The 20,751-nt window shown below is 67.3% G+C and carries 25 protein-coding genes; 11 read left to right on the top strand and 14 right to left on the bottom strand.

What is annotated here, in order from left to right; all coding sequences use genetic code 11:
• Positions 1-9 precede the first annotated feature (9 nt).
• From CBR61_RS16125 to CBR61_RS16105, 5 genes are read right to left on the bottom strand one after another with little or no spacing between them, the layout of a single operon-like run.
• Positions 10-399: a hypothetical protein gene (locus CBR61_RS16125; RefSeq protein ID WP_088915287.1), complete on the bottom strand. Its 390-nt coding sequence runs from the start codon at positions 397-399 to the stop codon at positions 10-12.
• The gene (locus CBR61_RS16120) at positions 399-1,076 is read right to left on the bottom strand and encodes a dihydrofolate reductase family protein (RefSeq protein WP_088915286.1); all 678 of its coding nucleotides are present in this window, start codon (positions 1,074-1,076) and stop codon (positions 399-401) included. The genes CBR61_RS16125 and CBR61_RS16120 overlap by 1 nt, the downstream gene beginning before the upstream one ends.
• Positions 1,076-1,555, bottom strand: coding sequence for a VOC family protein (locus CBR61_RS16115; protein ID WP_088915285.1), 480 nt, complete (start codon positions 1,553-1,555; stop codon positions 1,076-1,078). Before CBR61_RS16115 ends, CBR61_RS16120 begins: the two co-directional genes overlap by 1 nt.
• A gap of 11 nt (positions 1,556-1,566) precedes the next feature.
• The gene (locus tag CBR61_RS16110) at positions 1,567-2,307 is read right to left on the bottom strand and encodes a VOC family protein (protein ID WP_088915682.1); all 741 of its coding nucleotides are present in this window, start codon (positions 2,305-2,307) and stop codon (positions 1,567-1,569) included.
• A 50-nt stretch (positions 2,308-2,357) separates the two neighbouring features.
• Complete coding sequence (locus tag CBR61_RS16105) at positions 2,358-2,726, bottom strand: DUF1428 domain-containing protein (protein WP_088915284.1); 369 nt, start codon at positions 2,724-2,726, stop codon at positions 2,358-2,360.
• A gap of 79 nt (positions 2,727-2,805) precedes the next feature.
• Here CBR61_RS16105 and CBR61_RS16100 point away from each other — a divergent pair, with 79 nt between their 5' ends.
• The 3 genes from CBR61_RS16100 (at position 2,806) to CBR61_RS16090 (ending at position 4,269) form a co-directional block, all read left to right on the top strand.
• Positions 2,806-3,513, top strand: coding sequence for a winged helix-turn-helix transcriptional regulator (locus CBR61_RS16100; protein WP_088915283.1), 708 nt, complete (start codon positions 2,806-2,808; stop codon positions 3,511-3,513).
• A gap of 191 nt (positions 3,514-3,704) precedes the next feature.
• Positions 3,705-3,974 (top strand): GlsB/YeaQ/YmgE family stress response membrane protein, encoded by a 270-nt coding sequence (locus CBR61_RS16095; protein WP_088915282.1) that lies wholly within the window; start codon positions 3,705-3,707, stop codon positions 3,972-3,974.
• A 16-nt stretch (positions 3,975-3,990) separates the two neighbouring features.
• Positions 3,991-4,269, top strand: coding sequence for a hypothetical protein (locus tag CBR61_RS16090; protein ID WP_088915281.1), 279 nt, complete (start codon positions 3,991-3,993; stop codon positions 4,267-4,269).
• Positions 4,270-4,375: 106 nt separating this feature from the next.
• On the opposite strand, the gene CBR61_RS16085 is transcribed toward CBR61_RS16090, so the two are convergent.
• A complete protein-coding gene (locus CBR61_RS16085; protein WP_088915280.1) occupies positions 4,376-4,912 on the bottom strand; it encodes a sigma-70 family RNA polymerase sigma factor in 537 nt (178 codons plus the stop codon).
• A gap of 205 nt (positions 4,913-5,117) precedes the next feature.
• Here CBR61_RS16085 and CBR61_RS16080 point away from each other — a divergent pair, with 205 nt between their 5' ends.
• On the top strand, positions 5,118-5,738 hold the full coding sequence (locus CBR61_RS16080) for a DUF4142 domain-containing protein (protein WP_157696646.1): 621 nt from the start codon (positions 5,118-5,120) through the stop codon (positions 5,736-5,738).
• Positions 5,739-5,840: 102 nt separating this feature from the next.
• Here the strand turns inward: CBR61_RS16080 and CBR61_RS16075 are convergent, their stop codons facing one another.
• Both CBR61_RS16075 and otsB read right to left on the bottom strand, forming a co-directional pair.
• A complete protein-coding gene (locus tag CBR61_RS16075; RefSeq protein ID WP_088915278.1) occupies positions 5,841-7,262 on the bottom strand; it encodes an alpha,alpha-trehalose-phosphate synthase (UDP-forming) in 1,422 nt (473 codons plus the stop codon).
• A 94-nt stretch (positions 7,263-7,356) separates the two neighbouring features.
• Positions 7,357-8,097, bottom strand: a complete 741-nt coding sequence (gene otsB, locus CBR61_RS16070) for a trehalose-phosphatase (RefSeq protein ID WP_088915277.1) — start codon at positions 8,095-8,097, stop codon at positions 7,357-7,359.
• Between the two features lie 199 nt (positions 8,098-8,296).
• Between otsB and CBR61_RS16065 the strand changes: the two genes are divergently transcribed.
• On the top strand, positions 8,297-8,827 hold the full coding sequence (locus CBR61_RS16065; protein ID WP_157696645.1) for a hemerythrin domain-containing protein: 531 nt from the start codon (positions 8,297-8,299) through the stop codon (positions 8,825-8,827).
• 431 nt (positions 8,828-9,258) lie between these two features.
• On the opposite strand, the gene CBR61_RS16060 is transcribed toward CBR61_RS16065, so the two are convergent.
• Positions 9,259-10,044 carry a hypothetical protein gene (locus CBR61_RS16060; RefSeq protein WP_088915275.1) on the bottom strand — a complete coding sequence of 262 codons (786 nt, stop codon included), beginning with the start codon at positions 10,042-10,044 and terminating at the stop codon, positions 9,259-9,261.
• Between the two features lie 399 nt (positions 10,045-10,443).
• Here CBR61_RS16060 and CBR61_RS16055 point away from each other — a divergent pair, with 399 nt between their 5' ends.
• On the top strand, positions 10,444-11,196 hold the full coding sequence (locus tag CBR61_RS16055) for a Crp/Fnr family transcriptional regulator (RefSeq protein WP_157696644.1): 753 nt from the start codon (positions 10,444-10,446) through the stop codon (positions 11,194-11,196).
• Between the two features lie 15 nt (positions 11,197-11,211).
• Here CBR61_RS16055 and CBR61_RS16050 read toward each other — a convergent pair whose 3' ends face one another.
• Positions 11,212-11,586 carry a response regulator gene (locus tag CBR61_RS16050; protein WP_157696643.1) on the bottom strand — a complete coding sequence of 125 codons (375 nt, stop codon included), beginning with the start codon at positions 11,584-11,586 and terminating at the stop codon, positions 11,212-11,214.
• A gap of 13 nt (positions 11,587-11,599) precedes the next feature.
• Positions 11,600-13,732: a PAS domain-containing protein gene (locus tag CBR61_RS16045; RefSeq protein ID WP_088915272.1), complete on the bottom strand. Its 2,133-nt coding sequence runs from the start codon at positions 13,730-13,732 to the stop codon at positions 11,600-11,602.
• 198 nt (positions 13,733-13,930) lie between these two features.
• Between CBR61_RS16045 and CBR61_RS16040 the strand changes: the two genes are divergently transcribed.
• Together CBR61_RS16040 and CBR61_RS16035 are read left to right on the top strand one after the other, a co-directional pair.
• A complete protein-coding gene (locus tag CBR61_RS16040) occupies positions 13,931-14,170 on the top strand; it encodes a hypothetical protein (protein ID WP_233996774.1) in 240 nt (79 codons plus the stop codon).
• A gap of 160 nt (positions 14,171-14,330) precedes the next feature.
• Positions 14,331-15,065 (top strand): Crp/Fnr family transcriptional regulator, encoded by a 735-nt coding sequence (locus tag CBR61_RS16035; RefSeq protein WP_199797442.1) that lies wholly within the window; start codon positions 14,331-14,333, stop codon positions 15,063-15,065.
• Positions 15,066-15,077: 12 nt separating this feature from the next.
• Here CBR61_RS16035 and ligD read toward each other — a convergent pair whose 3' ends face one another.
• Genes ligD through CBR61_RS16020 form a run of 3 tightly spaced genes read right to left on the bottom strand, consistent with a single transcriptional unit; the run spans position 15,078 to position 18,914 of the window.
• A complete protein-coding gene (ligD, locus tag CBR61_RS16030; protein WP_088915271.1) occupies positions 15,078-17,582 on the bottom strand; it encodes a DNA ligase D in 2,505 nt (834 codons plus the stop codon).
• Entirely contained in the window at positions 17,566-18,054 is a 489-nt protein-coding gene (locus CBR61_RS16025) for an MgtC/SapB family protein (RefSeq protein ID WP_088915270.1), read from the bottom strand. Before CBR61_RS16025 ends, ligD begins: the two co-directional genes overlap by 17 nt.
• Positions 18,054-18,914 (bottom strand): Ku protein, encoded by an 861-nt coding sequence (locus CBR61_RS16020; RefSeq protein ID WP_088915269.1) that lies wholly within the window; start codon positions 18,912-18,914, stop codon positions 18,054-18,056. The genes CBR61_RS16025 and CBR61_RS16020 overlap by 1 nt, the downstream gene beginning before the upstream one ends.
• Before the next feature lie 166 nt (positions 18,915-19,080).
• On the opposite strand from CBR61_RS16020, the gene CBR61_RS16015 reads away from it, so the two are divergent.
• From CBR61_RS16015 to CBR61_RS16005, 3 genes are read left to right on the top strand one after another with little or no spacing between them, the layout of a single operon-like run.
• Positions 19,081-19,677 carry a hemerythrin domain-containing protein gene (locus CBR61_RS16015; RefSeq protein WP_088915268.1) on the top strand — a complete coding sequence of 199 codons (597 nt, stop codon included), beginning with the start codon at positions 19,081-19,083 and terminating at the stop codon, positions 19,675-19,677.
• Between the two features lie 28 nt (positions 19,678-19,705).
• On the top strand, positions 19,706-20,212 hold the full coding sequence (locus CBR61_RS16010; RefSeq protein ID WP_088915267.1) for a hemerythrin domain-containing protein: 507 nt from the start codon (positions 19,706-19,708) through the stop codon (positions 20,210-20,212).
• An 8-nt stretch (positions 20,213-20,220) separates the two neighbouring features.
• The gene (locus CBR61_RS16005; RefSeq protein ID WP_233996773.1) at positions 20,221-20,751 is read left to right on the top strand and encodes a CinA family protein; all 531 of its coding nucleotides are present in this window, start codon (positions 20,221-20,223) and stop codon (positions 20,749-20,751) included.

Raw genomic sequence — 20,751 nt, 5'->3', positions numbered from 1 at the left:
GCCCGCCGCTCAGTTGCGGCACTTGAGGGCGATCACCTGCCGCGCCAGCGCCGAGGGGCGCCCGCCCGCCCGCCGGAATTCGTCGTCGATGCATTGCTGCTTCGCGCCGCGGGTGTCGGGATAATCGCCGCGCACCCGGCGGTCGTAATCGAGGACGTCCTGCAATTCCTGCGGTGACAGGTCGCTGACCGACCGCCGCCCCTCGCGCAGCGCGACCAGATTGTCGCGCGCACGGGCGAAGCGCTCCAGCACGGCGGCTTGCTGGTCCGGTGTCGGCGTCGCTGGCACGGCGGGAGACGGCCGCACCACTAGCCGCGTCTCACCGGCCTGCTGTGCATGGGCAGGCGGGGCGAAGGCAGTCAGGGTCCCGAGCGTCGCCATCAGGAAAATCCGCATCATCACCACACTCCCTCGCGCATCGCCTGCTGGCGTACCGTCTCGCGTTCGCTGGTGCTCTGCTGCGGTGCGAAGTCGGGCATCGGCGGCAGGCTCCCGCGTTGTTCGTAAGTGGCGATGAGCGTGCCCTGAACGCCCGCGCGCTGCTCGACGAGGCTCAGCAGTCCCGGCTGGGTGCCTTCGCCGAACAGGCGCTTGCCCTGTCCCAGCACGGCCGGGAAGATCAGCAGCGTCAGCCGGTCGATCAGCCAGGCGGCGAGAAGCGGAGGATAGAGCGTGCTCGACCCCTGGATGACGAGGTCGGGGCCGTCGGTCTGCTTGAGCGCCGCGACCTCGGCGATGCCGGCGAGGCGATGGCTGTTCGCCCAATCGAGGTTCGGTGTGCCGCGCGACAGGACATATTTGCGGCAGGCGGTGAAGGCGCGGCTCATGTCCGCGCTATCGTCCTCCGGTTCGACATAGGGCCAGTAGCCCGCGAAGATGTCGTAGGTGCGCCGCCCCAGCAAGAGGTCGTAGTCGCGCCCGAACAGGCGGTCCATTTCCTCGCCCACCGTCGGGTCCCACAGCTTGAACACCCACCCGCCCTCGGTAAAGCCTCCGGTGACGTCCTCGTGCGGCCCGCCCGGGCCCTGCATCACCCCGTCGAGCGAAACGAAGGCGGCGGCGTGGATCTGGCGCATCAGCCTTCTCCCCGCCGCGCCGCGTCGATGCCGGCGACGTCGATCTTCTGCATGGTCATCATCGCGGCGAAGGCCCGCGCGGCCTCGTCTCCCCCTGCCGCGAGGGCCTCGGTGAGGCTGCGGGGCGTGATCTGCCAGTTGATGCCCCAGCGGTCCTTGCACCACCCGCAGGCGCTCTCGGCGCCGCCGTTCCCGACGATCGCGTCCCAGTAACGGTCCGTCTCGGGCTGGTCCTCGGTCATCACCTGGAAGCTGAACGCCTCGGTCTGCGGGAAGATCGGGCCGCCGTTGAGGCCGATGCAGGGGATGCCGAGCACGGTGAACTCGACGATTACCACGTCGCCAGCCCGGGTGCCGGGGTTGTCGAGCGGGGCACGGATGATCGCTCCGACGCTGCTATCGGGAAAGGTCGCGGCATAGAACCGCGCCGCCTCCTCGGCGGCGTTGTCGAACCACAGGCAGATCGTGTTCTTGTGCATTCCGGACTCCTTCATGCCTTGCGCGGGCCGACGAGGCCGAACCCGGCCCCTTGAGGATCGACGGCGCTCACCGAGAAGTCGCCGCCGGGGATCTCCACCGGATCGTGCAGCACCTGCCCGCCGCCCGCGCGGATTGCGGCGAGGCCTGCATCGATGTCGGGGACGACGAAATAGAAGGTCCAGCCCGGCTGCATCCAGGTGTCGCCGACAGGCATCACCGCGCCGATCATCGCGTCGTCGTGATGGAGAAAGCGATAGGCGCCGTGCTTGCCCATCGGCAGCTCGCCCTCCTGCCGCCAGCCGGAGAGCCCGGTGTAGAAGGCGATTGCCCGATCCGGGTCGTCGGCCGCGTATTCGTTCCAGGCGCAGTGACCGGGCGGGGGCGGGAACTGCGGCTCGCCGGTCGGGGTCGCGCCGTCATATTCCATCACGTAGAACGGCGCTCCTGCGGGATCGGCAGCGAGTGCGAAGCGGCCCATGCCGGGGATCGCGAGGCCCTCCATCGTCAGTTCCCCGCCGCTCTCGCGGATCGCTGCGCTGGCGGCGTCGAGGCTGTCGACCGCCAGATAGGCGGCCCAGACTGGTGTGGCACCGGCCTCGCGCATCCCCGCATCGAGACCGAGCATCCCGCCGATCGCCGTCTCGCCGGCGAGGATCACGTCGTAGCTTCGCCCGCCGACCTCGCCCGTATCGAAGCGCCAGCCCAGCACGCTGCCGTAGAACGCCTGCGCAGCCTCGGGTTCGTGTGTCATCAGCTCGTGCCAGGTCACCGCACCATGACGCGGGCGATGCTGAGCGCCGCTCACCGGCCCAGGTCCACGACCGGCTCGAAGCCGCCGAAGATCATGCGCTTGCCGTCGAACGGCATGGGGTTCTGCGCCTTGTCGAGGCGCGGGTCGTCGAAGTCCTCTGCCATCATCAGGGCGAAGGCCGCATCGCGGGTCGCCTTGTCGGGCCATTCGATCCAGCTGAACACGACGTCCTCGCCCTGTTCGGCGGCGACCGCGCGGCGGAAGTCGGTGACCTCGCCGTTGGGCACATCCTCGCCCCAGCACTCGACCACGCGGATCGCGCCGTTTTCAACGAAGAAGGGGTCGGCCTTGCTCGCGTGATCGATGAAAGCCTGGCGCTTGTCGGCCGGCACGGCAATCACGAAACCGTCGATATACATGGATTTTTCTCCTCCTCGGCGAGCCGGTCCCGACTCGCTCCCTTGCGTGTTGTCCGAGTGAGGGTTACTTTCGTCAACAATGAAGTTACCAAAAGAAACCAAAAACGGGACGAGCCGAGCCGCCACGGGACACGGGCGGTGGTACAACGACGCCTGCGGTACAGCCTTCGGTCTGGAGGTGATCGGCGAGCGATGGGCGCTGCTGGTGGTGCGCGAACTGATGATGGGCGCAAGGCGCTTTTCCGATCTGCGCAGTGCCTTGCCCGGCATCTCGGCCAAGGTGCTGACCGAGCGGCTCACAGCTCTTGAGGATGCGGGGGTGCTGGTCCGACGCAGCCTGCCGCCGCCCGGCAAGGCGCAGGTCTACGAACTGACTGCGTGGGGGCTCGCTGCCGAACCGCTGATCCAGGAGCTCGGACGCTGGGCCGCGCAGTCCTCGGCCCACGATCCGCGCCTGCCGCTTTCGGCAGTGTCGTTGATGCTGTCCTTGCGCACCATGCTCGACCGCGAAGCCTGTGCGGCCTTTGTCGGACGGATCGGTTTCGTGATCGGCGAGGACAGCTTCATCGCCGAGCCGCAGGGGCGCGAGCTTCCGATAAGACGTGGGGCGGTGGAGGGAGCGAATGCGGTATTCCGCGCGGCATCGGCCGATGTGATCGCGGCCGGAATCTATGCCGGAGTGCCCTGGGCGGAACTCGAGGCCGGGGCCGGGCTCGTCATCACCGGGGACCGGGAACGGGCAATTGAATTCGCGCGGCTCTTCGCCTTGCCGCCCCTGCTCGCCTGATCCGCGCCTCTCCCGCCTCGTTTTCTCCTGCCGCCGCAGATCGGCGCGAGGCGTGTTGCATCCTCCACAACATAAGTGAGGGCGCATCCGCGGCACCCTGTCAGGCATGGACCGGTCGAAAGCGATCCGGCGCGTGGCCGAATGGCGGCTGCCGACCGGACGGAAATCACCTCTCGGCAAGGAGAAAGCTCATGAACATCATCCTGATCATCATCATCGGAGGCATCCTCGGATGGCTTGCCAGCATGGTGATGCGGACCGACGCCCAGCAGGGCATCTTCCTCAACATCGTCGTCGGCGTGGTCGGCGCCCTGCTCGCCGGATTCCTGATCAACCCCCTGATCGGCGGCGGCAACATCACTGCCGGCGATTTCTCGATCAGCGCGCTGATCGTGTCGTTCCTCGGCGCGCTGGTGCTGCTCGCCATCGTCAACCTGTTCCGCCGCGGTTCGGTGCGGTAACTCCGGAGAAATGCACATGAAGAACACGATCATCACTGGTGCAGCCATGGCGCTCGCGGCTTTCGGCCTTGCCGGATGCGACAGCCCTGCCGAGGAGCGGGCCGAGGAACGCGCGGACGCCATCGAAGAGAACGCCGAAGCCAGGGCAGACGCGATGGAGCAACGCGCCGACCAGCTCGACCAGACCGCCAACGGCGCGGATCCTGCTGCCGAACAGAACCTCGAAAACCGGGCCGATGCCGTGCGCGAGCAGGGCGAGGCGCAGGCTGAACGGGTCGAGGAACAGGCCGAGTAGGCCTTCTTCCGACATACCGGCGGCGCGGGGTCCGAGGCACATCGCCCGCGCCGCTTGCATGCGGGCTCGCCGAAAGGCGGGCCCGCATCATGGCGTGTCGGGCAGATCAGCAGTCGGGCAGGGCCTCGCCGCCCTCGATGATCGCCCTGAGGCCCGCGCGGCCCCGGTTGATGCGGCTCTTGACAGTCCCGAGCTTGCAATCGGCGACCGCCGCCGCCTCCTCGTAGCTGAGCCCCGCGCCCGCGATCAGCAGCAGCATCTCGCGCTGGCCCGGCGGCAGCTGGTCGAGCGCGCCTTCGATGTCGGCGACATGGAGGCGCGTCTCCTGTTCGGGCTCCTGCACCAGCAGCCGCTCGGCTGCCTCAGGTTCCCAGGCGACCAGCCGGTTACGCTTCCTCACCGCATTGTAGAACTGGTTGCGCAGGATCGTGAACAGCCAGGGACGGAAGTTGCTCCCCGGCAGGAAGGTGTGGCGCGACGACCACGCCCGCACCATCGTTTCCTGCACAAGATCGTCGGCCATGTCGCGCTGGCGGCACAGCGAGCGTGCGAAGCTGCGCAGCGCGGGCAAGGAGGCGGTCATCTCGGCGGTGAAGCAGGGCGGTGCGGGGTCGCGCTGTTCGATGGCGGCTGGCTTGGGCATGGCACCTTGTCCTTGTGTTCCTCCCCCCTGCCTTTGTCGGACACCTCGCAACCGCGTTCCCTAAACTCGGCAAGGATTCCGCGCGCTTGCCCCGCGCCACCCCGCTAAAGCGGGTCACTGGCCTATGTGAATTCGCCTGCCGCCTCTCGTCCCTATCACAGGTGCCGCCCCGCAATCGGGGCCAAGCGCAATGAAAGGAATGAGGATGCGGATAGCCCTTATGATCACCGCGAGCCTGCTGGTGGCCGCCTGCGACGGTCGCGAGGCGACCGATCAGACCGTGGGCGACGGCACCGGCATGATGCAGACCGACGCCGCCGGCGAGGACTTCGCCGACCAGCCCCCCAGCGCGCAGGGTTTCGCCCAGGCCGTGGCCATGTCCGACATGTACGAGATCACCGCCGGCAGGCTGGCGCTCGAGAAGGCCGAGATGGGCTCGACCCGTGAATTCGCGCAGATGATGGTCGACGATCACACCCGGTCCAGCCAGGCGCTCAAGGATGCGGCAGGCAGCGGCAACCAGACCTTCAACATGCCCGCCAGCCTCGACACCGAGCGTCAGGCGCAGCTGGACATTCTCGAGCGGCTCGACGGACAGGATTTCGACCGCGAATACCTGAGCCAGCAGATGGCTGCGCACCGCAAGGCACTGTCGCTGCTCAAGGCCTATGCCGGCAATGGCGATGTCGCCGAGCTGCGCCAGTTCGCGCAGAGCACGATCCCGACCGTCCAGAAGCATCACGACTGGCTGGAGCGGAACAGCGCAGGCACCGGCGCGGCAGGCGGCGCGACCGGCGCCCCGCCGCAGGCGACGCCCGCGCCATAGGCGGACGCGCCTAGCGTCACGGATGACCCCCGCGCACGATCCCATCTGGCGCGGGGGTTGTCTTGTGCCCGCACCAAAGCCGCGGTCGTCCCGGGCGCGGGCTCAGGCCTTGCCGCCGCCCGCCTCAATAAGCTGCGGCCGGCTGTCCGGGCCGGGCACTTCGGCGAGCGCCTCCATGAAGGTTTGCGACCACCAGTTCACGTCCTGCCGGGTGATGCATTCGAGCATCGCCTTGTGCCGTTCCTGCCGTTCGGCGAGCGGCATTGCGAGCGCCCGGGCGATGCCGTCGGCGATGTCCTCGGCACTGTGCGGGTTGACGATCACCGCCTCCTTGAGCTGCGCGGCGGCCCCGGCGAAGCAGGACAGCACCAGCACCCCCGGATCGGCCGGATCCTGCGCCGCGACATATTCCTTGGCGACGAGGTTCATCCCGTCGCGCAAGGGGGTGACAAGGCCGACCTTCGAGGCGCGGTAGATGCCGAACAGCTCGTCGCGCGAGTAGCCCTGGTTGACATAGCGGATCGGCACCCAGTCGATCGAGGCGAACTCCCCGTTGATGCTGCCCGACAGCGCGCTCAGGTCGGCGCGGATCTGCTGGTAGCTCGGCACATCCCCGCGCGAAGGCGGGGCGATCTGCAGCAGCGCGATCTTCTCGCGCAGCTCGGGGCGCTTGGTGAGCAGCAGTTCGTAGGCGGCAAAGCGTTCCTGCAGGCCCTTGGAATAATCGAGCCGGTCGACACCCACGATCATGTCGCGCCCGACCGCGCTCACCACCAGCCGCGTCTCGGCCTGCTTGGCCGCGAGGGAATGCACCGCGCTGCCGAAATCGGCCGCATCGAGCCCGATCGGGCAGTCGAGCAGACGCGTGCGCCGTCCTTTGTGGCACGCGTATTCGCCGTCCATCTCGGCGTCGAACTGGGCCGTCACATAGTCGATGAAGGCCTGCCGCCATTCGTCCGACTGGAACCCGATCACGTCATAGGCGAGCAGGCTCTCGACGAGGTCGCGGTGGTTGGGGAGCGACATCAGCAGGCTCGAGGGGGGCCAGGGGATGTGCAGGAAAAAGCCGATCCGGTTGTCGAAGCCGCGCATCCGCAGGCGCGCGCCCAGCGGCATCAGGTGGTAGTCGTGCACCCAGATCAGGTCGTCGGGCTCGAGCAGCGGTCCCAGCGTCTCGGCGAAACGCTCGTTGACGCGCGCATAGCCCCCGGCGAAATCGCGCGCGATCTCGGTGAGGTCGAGCCGGTAGTGGAACAGCGGCCACAAGGTGCGGTTGGCAAAGCCGTTGTAGTATTCGTCGACGTCCTGCGCCTCGAGGTCGATCGTGGCGGTCGCTACCCCGCCTTCGCGGCGGAAGGTGATCTGGCCGGTAAACTCCTCCGTCTGTTCGCCCGACCAGCCGAACCACAGTCCGTTGCTGCTCCGCAAGGCCGCAGCGAGCGCCACCGCAAGGCCGCCGCGGTTCGCGTTCTCTCCTTCGGTCTCGACCTGGACGCGGTTCGATATGGCGATGAGGCGGGGCATGGAAGGCGCTCCGTTTGGCCGGCGGGGATGCCGTGCAAGGGGGGGTGCGGGCGTGACTGCGGCCTTCGCCCAAGGCACACGTGCAAAAAACCGCCTATGTGATGAAAGGTGCGGCAGGGGCCTCGTCGAGCAACAGGCGGATGCGATCATGGACCGCCTGCGGGTCGGCGAGCACCGCATCGGCGTGCTCCGCGATCCGCGGGCCGACCGCGATCCCCTGCCCGCCGAGCACGCGGGCGGCGTCGATCGCGGCGATGTCTGTCAGGTCGTCGCCAATGTAGACCGGCCGGCTTCCCGCGAAAGGCTGGCGCTGCATGATGGTGCGCACGGCGTCGCCCTTGTCCGCGCCTGGAAGGCGCAGCTCGCACACCATGTCGCCTTCCTGGATCACCAGGTCGTGCTCCGCGGCGCAGGCATCGGCCCATGTGCGCACCGCTTCGCGCAGGCGCGGCGCGAGGCGGTAATGGATGCCGAGCCCGTAGCTCTTCAATTCGATCACCACCCCGTTGCGGGCGCCGAAGCGGGCTTCCGTCTCGCGCGTCAGGCGAGCGAAGATCCGGGCCGGGGGCGGGGCGCGCAGCCGTCCGTCGTGGCGCAATTCGAGACCGTGGCTCGCGGCGACCGTCACCGGCCAGAGCGTGCGGCCCCACAGCGCGTCGAGCTGCTCGAGCGAACGGCCGCTGATGATCGCCAGCCGCCCGCCCAGGCGTTGCAGCGCCTCGGCGACGAGGGCGCGCAAGTCCGCGCCGATCTCAACGGCGTCGGGCGTGGGGGCGGTTTCGACGAGCGTTCCGTCGAAATCCAGAAGGAGCGAGAGCGGGGCCGCGGCGCTCATTGCTGCGTCCCGGGCTGCGGCGGGAATGGAGAAGCGGTCATGCGACGTCCGAGTGGCCCGTTGGTGGAGAGGGCTTGGCGCGCGGCGAGCTTCCGGACCTTAACCCGGGATAGGAAAGCAGGCGATGGCCGCATCAAAGGCGGATCCTAGGGTGACCCCACAAACCCGACTCCCCAACCCCCGAAGAGGAGGCTCTCCCATGTCCTTTCTGGACCGCATCGCCGCCGCACTCGCCCCGGCGGCTTCCGACGAACAGCGCGCGGATGCGCGACGGCAGCTCGAGGAACTGTCGGTGGGAGAGCCCTTCGCCGAGGACATCCTCGCCCAGCACCGCCAGATCGAGGCCCTGTTCGCCGAGGCGCGCGAGGCCGCCGGGCCCGGTGCCGAGGCGGCGGTCCGGGAGCTTGCCGTGCTGCTCAACGGCCATTCGATGGCCGAAGAAGCGGTGGTTTACCCCGATATCTCCGAGCACTCGGGCAAGGCCCATGCCGGCATGGCCTACGAGGAGCACGCCATGACCAAGGTGCAACTCGCCGAGTTGCAGAAGATGGCCCCCGGGACGCGCGAATGGCGCGAGAAGCTCGATCACATCGAGAGTGCGGTGCAGCAGCACGTCTATCAGGAAGAGAGCAGCTGGCTGCCCGATGTGATCCGCCATGCGCCGGTCGAGGAGCGCCAGCGCATCAGCATGGAGTTCCGCGAGTATTTCCAGCGCTTCGATCAGGGCTGACCCGATCCCGGCCGCGCGGTTTGCGACCCGCCGCGCACCTGCCGGGCTGCGCCCGCGAGACCGACGAGTTCCCCCGCCCCCGGGACTGCTCGCGGTCTTGCGGGCGCATTTACGTCAAGGGTCGGCACAACCGGTGAAGGGCGACAAAAAACCCCGCCCATCGCTGGGCGGGGAGTTGTTGGGGCAATGACCGGACGAAGTGGAAACCGAAGGCATGTCCGGCCATCGAGTTGTCAGAGGGATCGGGAAACCCAACGACCGTGACACTCTGCCCGACTGATTCGCGGCACGCTCTAACCTGAATTATATCCGCGTTAATTGTCATAAGAGGCACCAGCGATTCGCCCACGAAAAACCGCCCTCCGGACCGCGGGGACCGGAGGGCGGCAGGGGAGCGGCGACGGACGGGGGCGTGCCCGCCGCCGCAACGTTCAGCGCGAGGTAGACCCCGATTTTCCGGTGGCCTGGCTGCCCGAACTGCTCGAGCTGCCCGAGGACGATCCGCCCTCGCTGTCGCGCTTCTTGCGCCACTCGTCGAACTTGGAGTTGAACTCGTCCTGCTGCTGCTGGCGGTATTCGTTGTAGTCGTTGTCGAACTGTTCCATCTGGCGCTGGCGCCACTGGCTGTAGCTGTGGTCATGGTGGTGGCCCTGCTGGCCCTGACCCTGCTGGCCCTGACCCTGTTGGCCCTGGCCCCACTGGCTCTGGCCGTGCTGCGAGCCGCCCATCATGGCGCTCTGTCCACCCTGACCGCTCTGGCCGAAGCCGCCCTGGCCGCCCTGACCATAGCCGCCGCTCTGACCATAGCCGCTCTGGCCGCCATAGCCGCCTTGGCTGCTCTGCCCATAGCCGCTGGAGCCGCCGTAGCCACCTTGGCCGCTGAAGCCGCCCTGGCTGCCGTAGCCGCCGTGGCCGTGGTTGTCCTGGCCATAGCCACCGCTCTGGCCGCCGTAGCTGCTCTGACCACCATAACCGCCGCTCTGGCCACCATAGCCGCCCTGACCGCCCTGCGAGCCATAGCCACCCTGGGAGCCGTACGAGCCCTGACCCTGATCCTGCTGGCCCTGGCCATAGCGGCCCTGATCGCCCTGCTGGTCCTGGTTCCAGCCCGAACCGCTCTGGCCGTAGCCGCGCTGGTTCTCGCTCGCCTGCATCTGGTCGTTGCGATCGCCTTCCCGGTTCTGGCTCTCGCGGTTCTGATTGCGCTCGTTCGCCATCTCACATTCCTTTCCGTTATGAACCCCGATCCTGCGGCTGCCCCGCAAGACCGGGCCTCAACAAGAGTCCCACCGAAGCGGTTCGGACCCCCTATCCTGAATTACCCACGGCGGACGCCCTATCGCCGTGCCGTGACGCCCCGTCGAAAGCCATGTCGGGATCGACGCACTCGGTCGAATCGGTTGCAAGAATAGGGGAATTTCCGGAGGCCTCGCGCTCGGCCGATGCACCCGGCGCACCTCATTGCGACGCATTTGCGAAAACGGGAGTGAGACGATACGCTGCGTTTACGCGGTGAAATGCAGGGATTCGACAGCGCCGATAACTTTTGATCGAGAGACAAGGTCCATGTTGGGGGACAAGTGCAAGTCTCTCAACACCTCCAGAGGAGCAAGCACGTGTTCAACGCCTTCCTGCTGCGACTTATGCATGCTGCCGAACTGAGCGATCAGGAAATCGAGGCGGTCGAAGAATTGTGCCGGCAGCCGAAGGAGATCGGCGCCAAGAAATACCTGTCGCGCGACGGCGACGAGATGGTGTCCTTTCCTGTCGTTCTCAGCGGCTGGGCGGCGCGTTACCAGATCCTGCGCAACGGCGCGCGCCAGATCACCCGCCTGCTGGTGCCGGGCGATGCCTTCTACTTCGATTCCTCGCCCAACGGCATCGCGATCGAGGAAGTCATCACCCTGAGCCCGTGCAAGATCGTCAACATCCTCCACGCCGACATGCGCCGCGTGATCGACCGTTTCCCGGCGGTCGGCGAGGCGATGCGCAACTATGGCTGCATGGAGAACGCGGTGCTTTCCTCGTGGGTGGTCAATGTCGGTCGCCGCGACGCGCTCGAGCGGATGGCGCACCTCATTTGCGAGGCCCATTACCGGCTCTCGCTGGTCGATGCGCACCAAGGCAACCAGATCTACTTCCCCCTGGCGCAGGACGATCTGGCGGACGTGCTCGGCCTCACTCCGGTGCACATCAACCGCAAGCTCCAGCAATTGCGTCAGGAGGGGCTCATCACGCTGCGCTCGAAGCAGCTGACGATCCTCGACCTGCGCACGCTGCAGCAGATCGCCGGGTTCGACAGTTCCTATCTCGCCCCGCGGGTCCAGACCCCGCGCGAACGCGAGCGGCTCAAGGTGGTGGCGGCCTGACGGCCGCCGCTCGCCCTAGGTATCCCGCCTCACCAGACGTTCCAGCGTAGCCACTATGCGCGCCCCGTCTGCGGGCTTGCTGACATAGGCGCTGCCCGCGAGATCATCGGGCAGCGTCGCTGCGTCATATCCGGTGAGGAACACGAAAGGTATCGAACGGCGGCGCAGTTCGCGGGCGAAATCGAGCGACAGGCCGTGTCCGAGATTGATGTCGAGCAACGCGGCATCGATCGGACCGTCGGCCAGCAGCGTATCGACATCGGGCAGCGTGCCCGACATCGCGATCACCCTGGCCCCGGCCTCTTCGAGCAGATGCCGGCAATCCTGGGCCTGGTAATAGTCGTCCTCCAGAATAATCACGCGGCGGCCGTTCAGCACATGGTCGGTCATGCCCGCTTCTCCCTCACGATCGCGGATCGAGAATGCTGCCGGCATCGGACAGCGGAAATTCGAGCTCGGCAAGGACGCCCGTGTCGTGGAGCGCGAAGCGACCCTCGCCCTGCAGTTCGTAGGGTACCCGCTCCTCGATCAGCTTTCGCCCGAACCCCTTGCGGTTGTGCTTCGTCTTGCGCACCGGTGCGGTTTCCTGCCAGCGCAGGCTGACCCAGCGCTTCCCGTCCCTGTTCAGTAGCGTCCAGACGATCCGGATATAGCCGGTGTCGCCGAGCGCGCCGTACTTGATCGAATTGGTGGCGAGTTCGTGGATCGCGAGGGTGACGATCTCCGCCGCATGGGGGGAGAGCGCGACCTCCGGCCCGTCGACATGACACTTGTCGGGCTGGACGGCGTGGACCAGCAGCTCCTCGCGCACCAGTTCGGCGAGGTCCACGCTCCGGCCGGGGGAGCGGGTGAGGGTGCTCTGGGTGCGACCCATCGCCTGCAGGCGACCGATCAGGTGATCGACATATTCGTCGACATGGCGGTGGCTCGGGGCCGAGAGCCGCGCGACCGAGCGGACCATGCCGATCAGGTTGCGCACCCGGTGCTGGAGCTCGGCAACCAGCAACTTCTGCCATTCCTCCTCGCGCCGCCGCTGGGTCGTGTCGATCATGGCGCCCAGCATCCGCACGGGCTTGCCCTGCTCGTCATAGAGAAAGCGCCCGCGGGCCGAGAGCCAGACGACCTCGCCGCCCGGATGGCAGACGCGGTATTCATTGAGATATTCCTCCCCGGTGCGCATGGCCTCGGCAATCACGGCTTCGGTGCGGGCGCGGTCTTCCGGGTGGACACGTTCGGCCCACACTTCGAAGCTCGGCGCGATCTCCCCCGGCTCGTAGCCTTCCATGCGGTAATGCTCGTCCGACCAGATCAGCTCACCGGTCTCGACGTTCCAGTCCCACAGGCCGACCCTGCCGATCCCGCTCGCCACCCGCAACATCTCGGCGCCGTGGGCCAGCTGGCGTTCGGCATGGCGCCGGCTGGTGATGTCTGTCGCCATGCCGAACCATTCGGTGACCTCTCCGCCATCGTCGAACACCGGGACGGCGCGCGAATAGAGCCAGCCCACCTCGCCATCGGGCCTGAGATAACGGTGCTCCAGCTCGAGCGGCTGGCGCGTTTCGATCGCCTCCTGGAGGAGGTGCCGCACCCTGTCCCGATCGGTCGGAGCGACGAAGCTCCCGATCCAGTCGATCTCCCCGCTGACCTCGCCCAGCAGGCTGTTGCCGCCGAGCTGTTCCATCAGCGTGCCCTGCGGGTTCATGCGGAAGATGAGGTCCGAGGTCGCCTCGATCAGCGACTGCAACCGGTTCTCGGAGTGCCGGAGCGCCAGTTCCATCGTTTTGCGCTCGCCGATGTCCTCGAACAGGATGCCCACCAGATAGGGCGGCTGCTCGCCGATCGGGAAGGCGAAGACATCGAACCAGCGGCCCATCGCGGGCGATTCGTTCTCGAACCGTTCGGCGACGCCGGAAAGGGCGATCCGCGCATAGGTGGCCACCCACTTGTCCTCGATGTCGGGCTGAAGCGTGCGCATCGTCTTGCCGACCGGATCCTCGAGCCCGGTGTGCTCGACGAAGGCCGCGTTGCATTCGAGGAAGCGGTAGTCGACCGGGTCGCCCGCATCGTCGAAGAGCACCTTGACGATGCAGAACCCCTCGTCGATCGCGTCGAAGATCTGCTTGTAGCGCGTGTCCGCTTCGCGCTTCTCCTCACGCGCCGCATGCTCTTGCGTGATATCGCGGATCCGCACCATGATCGCGTCGCCGGCCCCTAGAGGGGAGAAGCAGACCTCGAAGATCAGGGACTCCGTTGCGTGCTGGCGTGCAAGCGTTTCCGGAATGCCCGTGGCGCGCACGCGGGCAAAGTCGGTGAACCATTCCTCGGGCAGATCGGGATGGGCCTCGCGGAGCGTCTTGCCCACGAGATCGTGCCGACCAAGCAGGTCCGCGTGCCTGAGGTTGCTTGCGAGATAGCGCCAGTCGTCCGGCTCCGCGTCCGGACCCGTCACCGGCTCGAGGATGCAGGCTGCATCGGGGAGCGCGCGAAACGCGGCCCCGAGCAGGCTCTCGTCGCAATCGTGAGGGAAGTCCGCCATTTCGCTCGTCTTTCGCAACCCGGAGCATAGGGAGCAGGGGCCGAAGCCTGACTAACATATATCAGCCCGAGGGCCACCCCTTGTCGCTGCTGATCGAAGTTAGGGACGCTGCGGGCAGCGCACCGCTAGATCCTGGCACAGCGGCGTGCCGCTCGCGACTCCGGCCCGGAGACACGGCGGGCCGACGGGAGACAGTTGATGCGCATGATTCTAGGCCTTCTTGCCCTCGGCGCCGGCGCCTATGTGCTCGCGCGGCGCTCTGCCGGTTCCGGCACGTCGCGCGCTGCTTTCGCCGAAGGTCAGGCCGCGGGTGGAGCCAATCCGGTGCGCGATGCCGGGCCCGCGGCGATGCGCGATCCTCCCGTGCAGCCTTGGACCGAGGTGGACGAGGCAAGCGACCAGAGCTTCCCCGCGAGCGACCCTCCCGCCACTTACTGAGGCTATGTCCCCCCGGGGCCGCGGTCAGGATCTTCGCAGCCGGTTTACGGCCCGTTCCGCCGCGCCGACATGGCGCGGATCATCACACAAGTTAGTGTCATGATCCGCAGGTTCGCCTTGAGGCGGGGATGTCCAGTCCGACCAACCGGGGGTGAAGATCATGCCGACTTTGACCGCTGCAGGCATCGAGCCGTTGTTCCGCCTGCTTGGCCGGTACATGCCGCTCGACGAGCATGATCGTGCCGCGCTTTCGTCGCTCGAGACCGGCCCGGTCTGCGCCCGCGACGCGCGGACGGACATTGCCCGCGAGGGCGAAAATCCGACCGTTATCCGCCTGCTGATCTCGGGGTGGGCGTGCCGCTACAAGGACCTGCCCGACGGGCGCCGCCAGATCGTCGGCTTTTTCCTTCCCGGCGATTTCTGCGATCTCAACATCTACATCCTCTCCGAGCTGGACCACTCTATCGGCGCGCTCACGGCGGTGCGGTTCTACGAGATCCAGCCGCACCAGTTCCACGAGGTGATCGACGAACGCCCGCACCTGCTGCGGGCGCTGCTGTGGCACGAGATGGTCTCCGCGGGGATCCAGCGCGAATGGCTGCTGTCGATCGGCCAGCGCTCTCCGCTGGAGCGGCTCGCGCATCTGTTCGTCGAGCTATATTATCGCCTCAAGGCGGTGGGGCTGGCGACGGGGCTCGGCTTCGATCTGCCGATCACCCAGAACCACCTTGCCGAGGCGAACGGGCTGAGCCTCGTCCATCTCAACCGCACGCTCCAGGAAATGCGCCGCGAGGAGCTGATCGAGCTGTCCGACCGCCAGCTCAGGATCGTCGATCTCGACCGGCTGAAGCGCGTGGCCATGTTCAACAACAACTACCTGCACTTCAACCGCTAGGGGCAGCGGCGCTCAGATCTGCGGGAGGCTCTGCGCGGCGAAGCCCCAGCCCTTGAGACCCGCCGAACGCGCGCGCTTCAGCAGCGCGGGGGCATCATCGATGGCGAAGGGGTGAGCATTTTCCATCTCTTCGAGCTCGCTCCATGTCACGGGCACGGCCACCGGCGCGCCGCTGCGGGCCCGGGCCGAATAGGGCACCACCGCCGTGGCCCCCCGCTGGTTGCGCAGCCAGTCGATGAAAATGCGCCCCTTGCGCTTCGCCTTGCTCATGGTTGCCGTGAAACGGTCGGGCTCCGCCTGAGAGAGCGCCTCGGCGAAGCGGCGGGAGAAGTCCTTGTGCGCGTCCCACGAATGGCCGGGGGTAAGCGGCACGACCACGTGCACGCCCTTGCCGCCCGAAAGCATGGCAAAGCTGGCAAGGCCGATATCGGCAAGGTGCCGGCGGATGTCGCCGGCGGCCTGCTTGACACGGTCGAAATCGAGCCCCTCGTCGGGGTCGAGATCGAAAATCATGCGATCGGGCGCCTCCACGGCCTCGGCGCGGGCGGCCCAGATGTGGAACTCTATCGTTCCCATCTGGACGCATTGCAGGATGCCCCTTGCGTCATTGACGAAGAGGTAATCCTCGGTGCCGCCGTCCTTCTCGCGGATCGGCACATGATGCACCCCGTCGCCGAATGACCCGCTGTCGTGTTTCTGGAAGAAGCATTTGCGCGCCCGCCCTTGCGGGCAGCGAACGAGGCTGACCGGGCGGGCGCCGAGGAAGGGCAGCATCAGCGGCGCGATGGCGGCATAGTAATCGGCAAGCTCGCCCTTGGTCTGGCCGCTGTCGGGAAAGATCACCCGCTCGCGGCTGGAAATGGTCACGTCGGGCGCAGGATCGGGTGCGGGCTCGGGTCGCTCGGGCTTCACGGCCTTGGCCGACTTGTCGGAGCGAAGGGCGATGAAGCTCGCGTGGCGCACGCTGCCCGACGCCGTGAATTCGGCGAAGGCGATCTCGGCGACCAGCCTGGGGGTGAGCCACGTTACCCCGCGCGCCGCGGTGGCGTCCACTGCGACCGGCGGCGTCTTGCGGACGAGCGGCTTCATGCGGGCGGCGAGGTCCGCCATGGTGTCGGTGTCGAAGCCGGTGCCGACATTGCCCTTGTGGACGAGCGTGCCGCCGTCGTGCTGGGCGAGCAGGAGCGAGGCGAAGGGGCGACCGCGCGCGGACGAGGCCTTGAAGCCGGCGATGACGAATTCCTGCCGCATCGTGCACTTCACCTTGACCCAGTTGCGGGTGCGACCGTGAGCATAGGGAGCATCCGCCGCCTTGGCGATGATCCCTTCCTGCCCGGCACCGCACATCGCGGCGAACAGGCGTTCGCCCGCGCCGATCACGTGGTCGGCGACATGGACGGGCGGCGGCGCATCGCCGAGCAGCGCCTCGAGCCGTTCCTTGCGCTCGATATTCGAAAGGCCGGTCAGGTCCTCGCCGCCGACTTCGAGCAGGTCGAAGGCGTGGAAGGCCAGCGCGTCGCCCGGGCCCTGTGCGCCGTGGCCGCGCTTGAGCACGCTCTGGAGCGTCGAGAAGTCCGGATTGCCATCAGGACCGGTCGCGACGATCTCCCCGTCGATCAGCGCGCCCGGCAGGTCGAGATCGGCAATCGCGGCTACGAGGGGCGCGAACTTCTCGGTCCAGTCCTGACCCGACCGTGTGTAGACCTTCACCGTGCCGCCACCCGCCGAGACAAGCGCGCGGTACCCGTCGAACTTGATCTCGTGCATCCAGCCGTTCCCGGTCGGCACGGCATCGACGAGCGTTGCCAGCTGCGGCTTGCGGAAGCTGGGCAGCTTGCCCACCCCGGCGTTGGCGGCGCGCCCTGGCTTCTTGCGGGCCTTCGGCTTCGGCGAGGTGGGGGAGGGGATCGGCTCGGCCGCCTTGCCGGCCTCGATCTCGGCCATCGAGCGGCCTGTGGCGATGCTGGTGAGGGCCTGCTCGACGAGGGCGTCACCCTCCTCCGCATACGCGTCCGTCACCTTCCTCAACAGCCAGTTCTCGCGCTTCTCACCGGGGCGCGGCTTCAGGCGCACGAGCAGCCACTCGCCCTTCATTCGCTCACCGTGGAGCGTGAAGTGAAGGTGTCCGTCCTCCAGGTCGCCGGCGCTCTTGCCGGCCACCGGCGCCCAGGTGCCGCGGTCCCACAGCATCACCGTGCCGCCGCCATATTCGCCCTTGGGAATGGTGCCCTCGAAGGTCGCGTAGCTGAGCGGATGATCCTCGGTGCGCACCGCGAGACGCTTGACGGATGGATCGAGGGTCGGCCCCTTGGTCACCGCCCAGCTCTTGAGCACGCCGTCCACCTCCAGCCGCAGGTCCCAGTGGAGCCGGGTCGCGGCGTGCTTCTGGACCATGAAGGTGTTGCCGTGGCCTTCGCCCTTGCCGGTGATCCTGGCGGCTTCGCCCTTGGGTTCGGCGGTGCGCGCGAAATCGCGCTTGGCGTTGTAGGCCGCGAGGGGATCAGGCTTCCGCGGCATCGTCGGTTCCGGCGAGGGAGTTCCGCTTCGCCTTGCGCTCGAGCAGGGAGAGCAGCGAGAGCACCACCAGTCCGATCGGCGCGGCGGTCGCCACAAGTGGCCACTGTGCCGCTCCGCAAGCGACGCCGATGACACTTGTCAGGAACAGGTGCACGGCAGTGGTGATGTTGTGCACCTCGCCCTTGTTGAAGACGATAAGCCCGGCCCCGACGATACCAACGAATGCGCCTGCCGCCTCGAACAGGCGCAGCGGATCGCCGTTCTCCATCGGCATGGAACGGTAGAGGCCGAGTACCGAAATCGTCAGTGCGGCCGCCGCAAGGCAGATCAGGCCGTGGGTGCGCAGGCCCGCCGCATGGCCGCGCAATTCGCGGTCGAGACCAAGCAGCAGGCCGAGCATCGCCGCCATGCCGAGCCTCAGCACGAGGTCGAACTCGATCGCCGCAAGCGGCACAGGCGGGTTGAGGAACATCAGGCGCTCTTCCGCTTCGCCGCGGGCGCCCTCTTCGCGGGCGTCTTCTTGCGCGACGCAGCCCCGTCCTCGCTCCCGACCGATTTCTTGAGTGCCGCCATCAGGTCCACGACATTGCCTGCGCCCCTGCCGGCCGGCTCGCCCGCATCCTCGATGATCGCCTTGCCGGTCTTGGATTTCGCCTTGCGGGCGATCAACGCCTTGAGCGCCTCGACATAGCGGTTCTCGAACTCCCCGGCATCGAAGGGGGCGGTGCGCTTGTCGATAAGGGTGGTGGCGAGATCGAGCAACTCGGCATCGGGCTTCGCGTCGTCGATGTCGGCAAAGAAGCTGCGTCCGGCGCGCACCTCGTCGGCATAGCGCAAGGTCTCGAGCAGCAGGCCCTTCCCGCAGGGCTTCAGCGCCACGAGCTTTTCGCTCCCCCGCATCGCGAGTTGTCCGAGCGCGATCTTCTTCGACTGTCGCAGCGCCTCGCGCAGCACCACGAAGGCCTCCTCGGCCAGCTGGTCCTTGGGGGCGACATAATAGGGCTTCTCGAAATAGAGCGGGTCGATCTCGTCGCCGGAAACGAACTGCACCAGTTCGAGCGTGCGCTTGCTTTCCAGCTTCACCGCCTCGATCTCGCGCTCCTCGAGCAGGACATATTGCCCCTTCTCGACCTCGTAGCCCTTGATGATGTGGTCGCGGTTCACCGGGCCGATGCCGGGCACGACCTTCTCGTAGGCGATGCGCTTGCCGCTCGGCTTGTGGACCTGGTTGAAGCGGATGGCCGCGCCCGACTTGGTGGCGGAGAAGATCTCCACCGGGATCGAGACCAGTGCGAGGCGGATCTGGCCGGACCAATAGGCGCGGGCTGCCATGCTGTCTCCTTGCCGGTGTGCGGGCCGGATCGTCCGCCCGCTGCGCTGTGCCGCTCGCCGGAAAGGGTCGCACTAACATAGGCGTGTGCCGCCCCGGCGGGCGCGGGCGACAAGGTTCGCGAGGCCGCAACACGACTCGATCAGCGGCCGCCCAAGGAGAGAACCGATGTCCCGCGCCCCTGCCCGCAAGACCCGCCGTTACGAACCCTCGAACAACGGCAGCGTTCTCGCCAATACTGCCAAAAGCGTGCTGGTCACCGCCGGTGTCGCGGCGATCGCCAACATCGGCCGCAAGATGGTCACCCAGGCGCCGACCGCCATGGCGCGCGACTGGTGCGAGGGCCTGACCCGCGAGCACGAGGCAACGCTGGCTGCGATCGACAAGCTTGCCGCGACGTCGGCCGATCACCCCCAGCGCCGCACGGTGCAGCTAACCGCGCTCAAGCACATGATCGGCAAGCACGCGCTCCAGGAGGAGAACGTCGTCTATCCGATGCTGCGCCGTAGTCCCGAGGGCGGCGAGACCTTCGGCGATCTCCACAAGGACCACGGCGAGGTGAAGGCGATGCTTTACGAGCTGACCGAGACCGACAAGGCCGATCCCGCCTTCGATGCCACGCTCCGCAACCTGCGCGATGCGCTGGAGGAGCATATGCGCGAGGAGGAGGAGGTGCTGTTCCCGGCCCTGCGCGAGCGACTGTCCGAGGCCGAGAACCGCAAGCTCACCCGCGCCATGAACATGGCCGGCGTGATGGTCGCCTGATCGCAATCCGGACGAAAGGAACCCCATCATGGCCAAACAGGACGACAAGCGCGACGCCTTGCAGATGCTCGCAGCCGATCACCGCAAGGTCGAGGACCTGTTCGAGAAGTTCGAAAGCGCCCGCGGCGGCGCGGCCCGCAGCAAGATCGTGCGGCAGATCTGCGAGGAGCTTACCATCCACGCGATGATCGAGGAGCAGGTCTTCTACCCGGCGGTGCGCGATGCGGTGGAAGACGACATGCTCGACGAGGCGCAGGTCGAACACGACAGCGCCAAGGCGCTGATCCTCTCGCTGCGCGAAGCCGATCCCGGCGACGAATTCTACGAGGCGAAGGTCAGCGTGCTCAAGGAGCAGGTCGAACACCACGTCTACGAGGAAGAGCGCCAGCGCGGCAGCCTTTTCGCGCAGGTCCGCAAGGCCGATGTCGATCTCGTGGCGATCGGGCAGGAGATGGCCGCGCTCAAGCGGCAGCTCCAGGAACAGGCCAAATCCGGCAGTCTGCCGCCGCCGGACATGGTCGCCTTGCGCAGCTGATGACGCCCATGCCCGATCTCGCCGAACGGACGGTCCCGAAACTGGCGCAGCTCCATGCTGCGGCGCGCTCGCTGCTAGAGACGCTCGACGAGGCGGGGATGTCGCTGGTGACGGCCGAAAGCTGCACCGGCGGTTTCCTCGCCTCGCTGCTTACGGATATCGAGGGGCTGAGCCACGGCTTCGACCGCGGCTTCGTCACCTATTCCGACGCCGCCAAGCAGCAGATGCTGGGGATCGATCGCGCGCTGATCGACCGCGCCGGGGCGGTCAGCGAACCGGTCGCGCGCGCGATGGCCGAGGAAAGCCTCAGCCGTTCGCGCGGCGGGCTGGCGCTGGCGATCACGGGGTTCGCGGGGGATGCCGACCCCGAGGAGAAGGAGGGGCCGGGCGTCACCTTCGTGGCCGCTGCGATCCCGCACCAGTCATGGGTGTACCGCATCGACTACGGCGAGCGTCCGCGCCACGAGGTGCGCAATCTCGCGGCGGCTGCCGCGCTGGCGGTGGGGATGCGTGCCCTCGCGTGGCGGCAGGCGCTCTAG

It is taken from the genome of Porphyrobacter sp. CACIAM 03H1 (genome assembly GCF_002215495.1).
Lineage (GTDB): Bacteria > Pseudomonadota > Alphaproteobacteria > Sphingomonadales > Sphingomonadaceae > Erythrobacter.
The sequence above is the reverse complement of the archived record's forward strand: the minus strand, read 5'-3'. Positions and strand labels throughout refer to the sequence as shown.

Bases quoted from the DNA above. Each gene is read 5' to 3' on its own strand.
- CBR61_RS16005 (WP_233996773.1), top strand. From the start codon at position 20,221: ATGCCCGATCTCGCCGAACGGACGGTCCCGAAACTGGCGCAGCTCCAT.
- CBR61_RS16080 (WP_157696646.1), top strand. From the start codon at position 5,118: ATGCGGATAGCCCTTATGATCACCGCGAGCCTGCTGGTGGCCGCCTGC.
- ligD (WP_088915271.1), bottom strand. From the start codon at position 17,582: ATGCCGCGGAAGCCTGATCCCCTCGCGGCCTACAACGCCAAGCGCGAT.
- CBR61_RS16020 (WP_088915269.1), bottom strand. From the start codon at position 18,914: ATGGCAGCCCGCGCCTATTGGTCCGGCCAGATCCGCCTCGCACTGGTC.
- CBR61_RS16120 (WP_088915286.1), bottom strand. From the start codon at position 1,076: ATGCGCCAGATCCACGCCGCCGCCTTCGTTTCGCTCGACGGGGTGATG.
- CBR61_RS16060 (WP_088915275.1), bottom strand. From the start codon at position 10,044: ATGGCGAACGAGCGCAATCAGAACCGCGAGAGCCAGAACCGGGAAGGC.
- CBR61_RS16065 (WP_157696645.1), top strand. From the start codon at position 8,297: ATGTCCTTTCTGGACCGCATCGCCGCCGCACTCGCCCCGGCGGCTTCC.
- CBR61_RS16085 (WP_088915280.1), bottom strand. From the start codon at position 4,912: ATGCCCAAGCCAGCCGCCATCGAACAGCGCGACCCCGCACCGCCCTGC.
- CBR61_RS16105 (WP_088915284.1), bottom strand. From the start codon at position 2,726: ATGTATATCGACGGTTTCGTGATTGCCGTGCCGGCCGACAAGCGCCAG.
- CBR61_RS16095 (WP_088915282.1), top strand. From the start codon at position 3,705: ATGAACATCATCCTGATCATCATCATCGGAGGCATCCTCGGATGGCTT.
- CBR61_RS16100 (WP_088915283.1), top strand. From the start codon at position 2,806: ATGAAGTTACCAAAAGAAACCAAAAACGGGACGAGCCGAGCCGCCACG.
- CBR61_RS16125 (WP_088915287.1), bottom strand. From the start codon at position 399: ATGATGCGGATTTTCCTGATGGCGACGCTCGGGACCCTGACTGCCTTC.
- CBR61_RS16010 (WP_088915267.1), top strand. From the start codon at position 19,706: ATGGCCAAACAGGACGACAAGCGCGACGCCTTGCAGATGCTCGCAGCC.
- CBR61_RS16015 (WP_088915268.1), top strand. From the start codon at position 19,081: ATGTCCCGCGCCCCTGCCCGCAAGACCCGCCGTTACGAACCCTCGAAC.
- CBR61_RS16075 (WP_088915278.1), bottom strand. From the start codon at position 7,262: ATGCCCCGCCTCATCGCCATATCGAACCGCGTCCAGGTCGAGACCGAA.
- CBR61_RS16025 (WP_088915270.1), bottom strand. From the start codon at position 18,054: ATGTTCCTCAACCCGCCTGTGCCGCTTGCGGCGATCGAGTTCGACCTC.
- otsB (WP_088915277.1), bottom strand. From the start codon at position 8,097: ATGAGCGCCGCGGCCCCGCTCTCGCTCCTTCTGGATTTCGACGGAACG.
- CBR61_RS16035 (WP_199797442.1), top strand. From the start codon at position 14,331: ATGCCGACTTTGACCGCTGCAGGCATCGAGCCGTTGTTCCGCCTGCTT.
- CBR61_RS16115 (WP_088915285.1), bottom strand. From the start codon at position 1,555: ATGCACAAGAACACGATCTGCCTGTGGTTCGACAACGCCGCCGAGGAG.
- CBR61_RS16040 (WP_233996774.1), top strand. From the start codon at position 13,931: ATGCGCATGATTCTAGGCCTTCTTGCCCTCGGCGCCGGCGCCTATGTG.
- CBR61_RS16050 (WP_157696643.1), bottom strand. From the start codon at position 11,586: ATGACCGACCATGTGCTGAACGGCCGCCGCGTGATTATTCTGGAGGAC.
- CBR61_RS16110 (WP_088915682.1), bottom strand. From the start codon at position 2,307: ATGACACACGAACCCGAGGCTGCGCAGGCGTTCTACGGCAGCGTGCTG.
- CBR61_RS16045 (WP_088915272.1), bottom strand. From the start codon at position 13,732: ATGGCGGACTTCCCTCACGATTGCGACGAGAGCCTGCTCGGGGCCGCG.
- CBR61_RS16090 (WP_088915281.1), top strand. From the start codon at position 3,991: ATGAAGAACACGATCATCACTGGTGCAGCCATGGCGCTCGCGGCTTTC.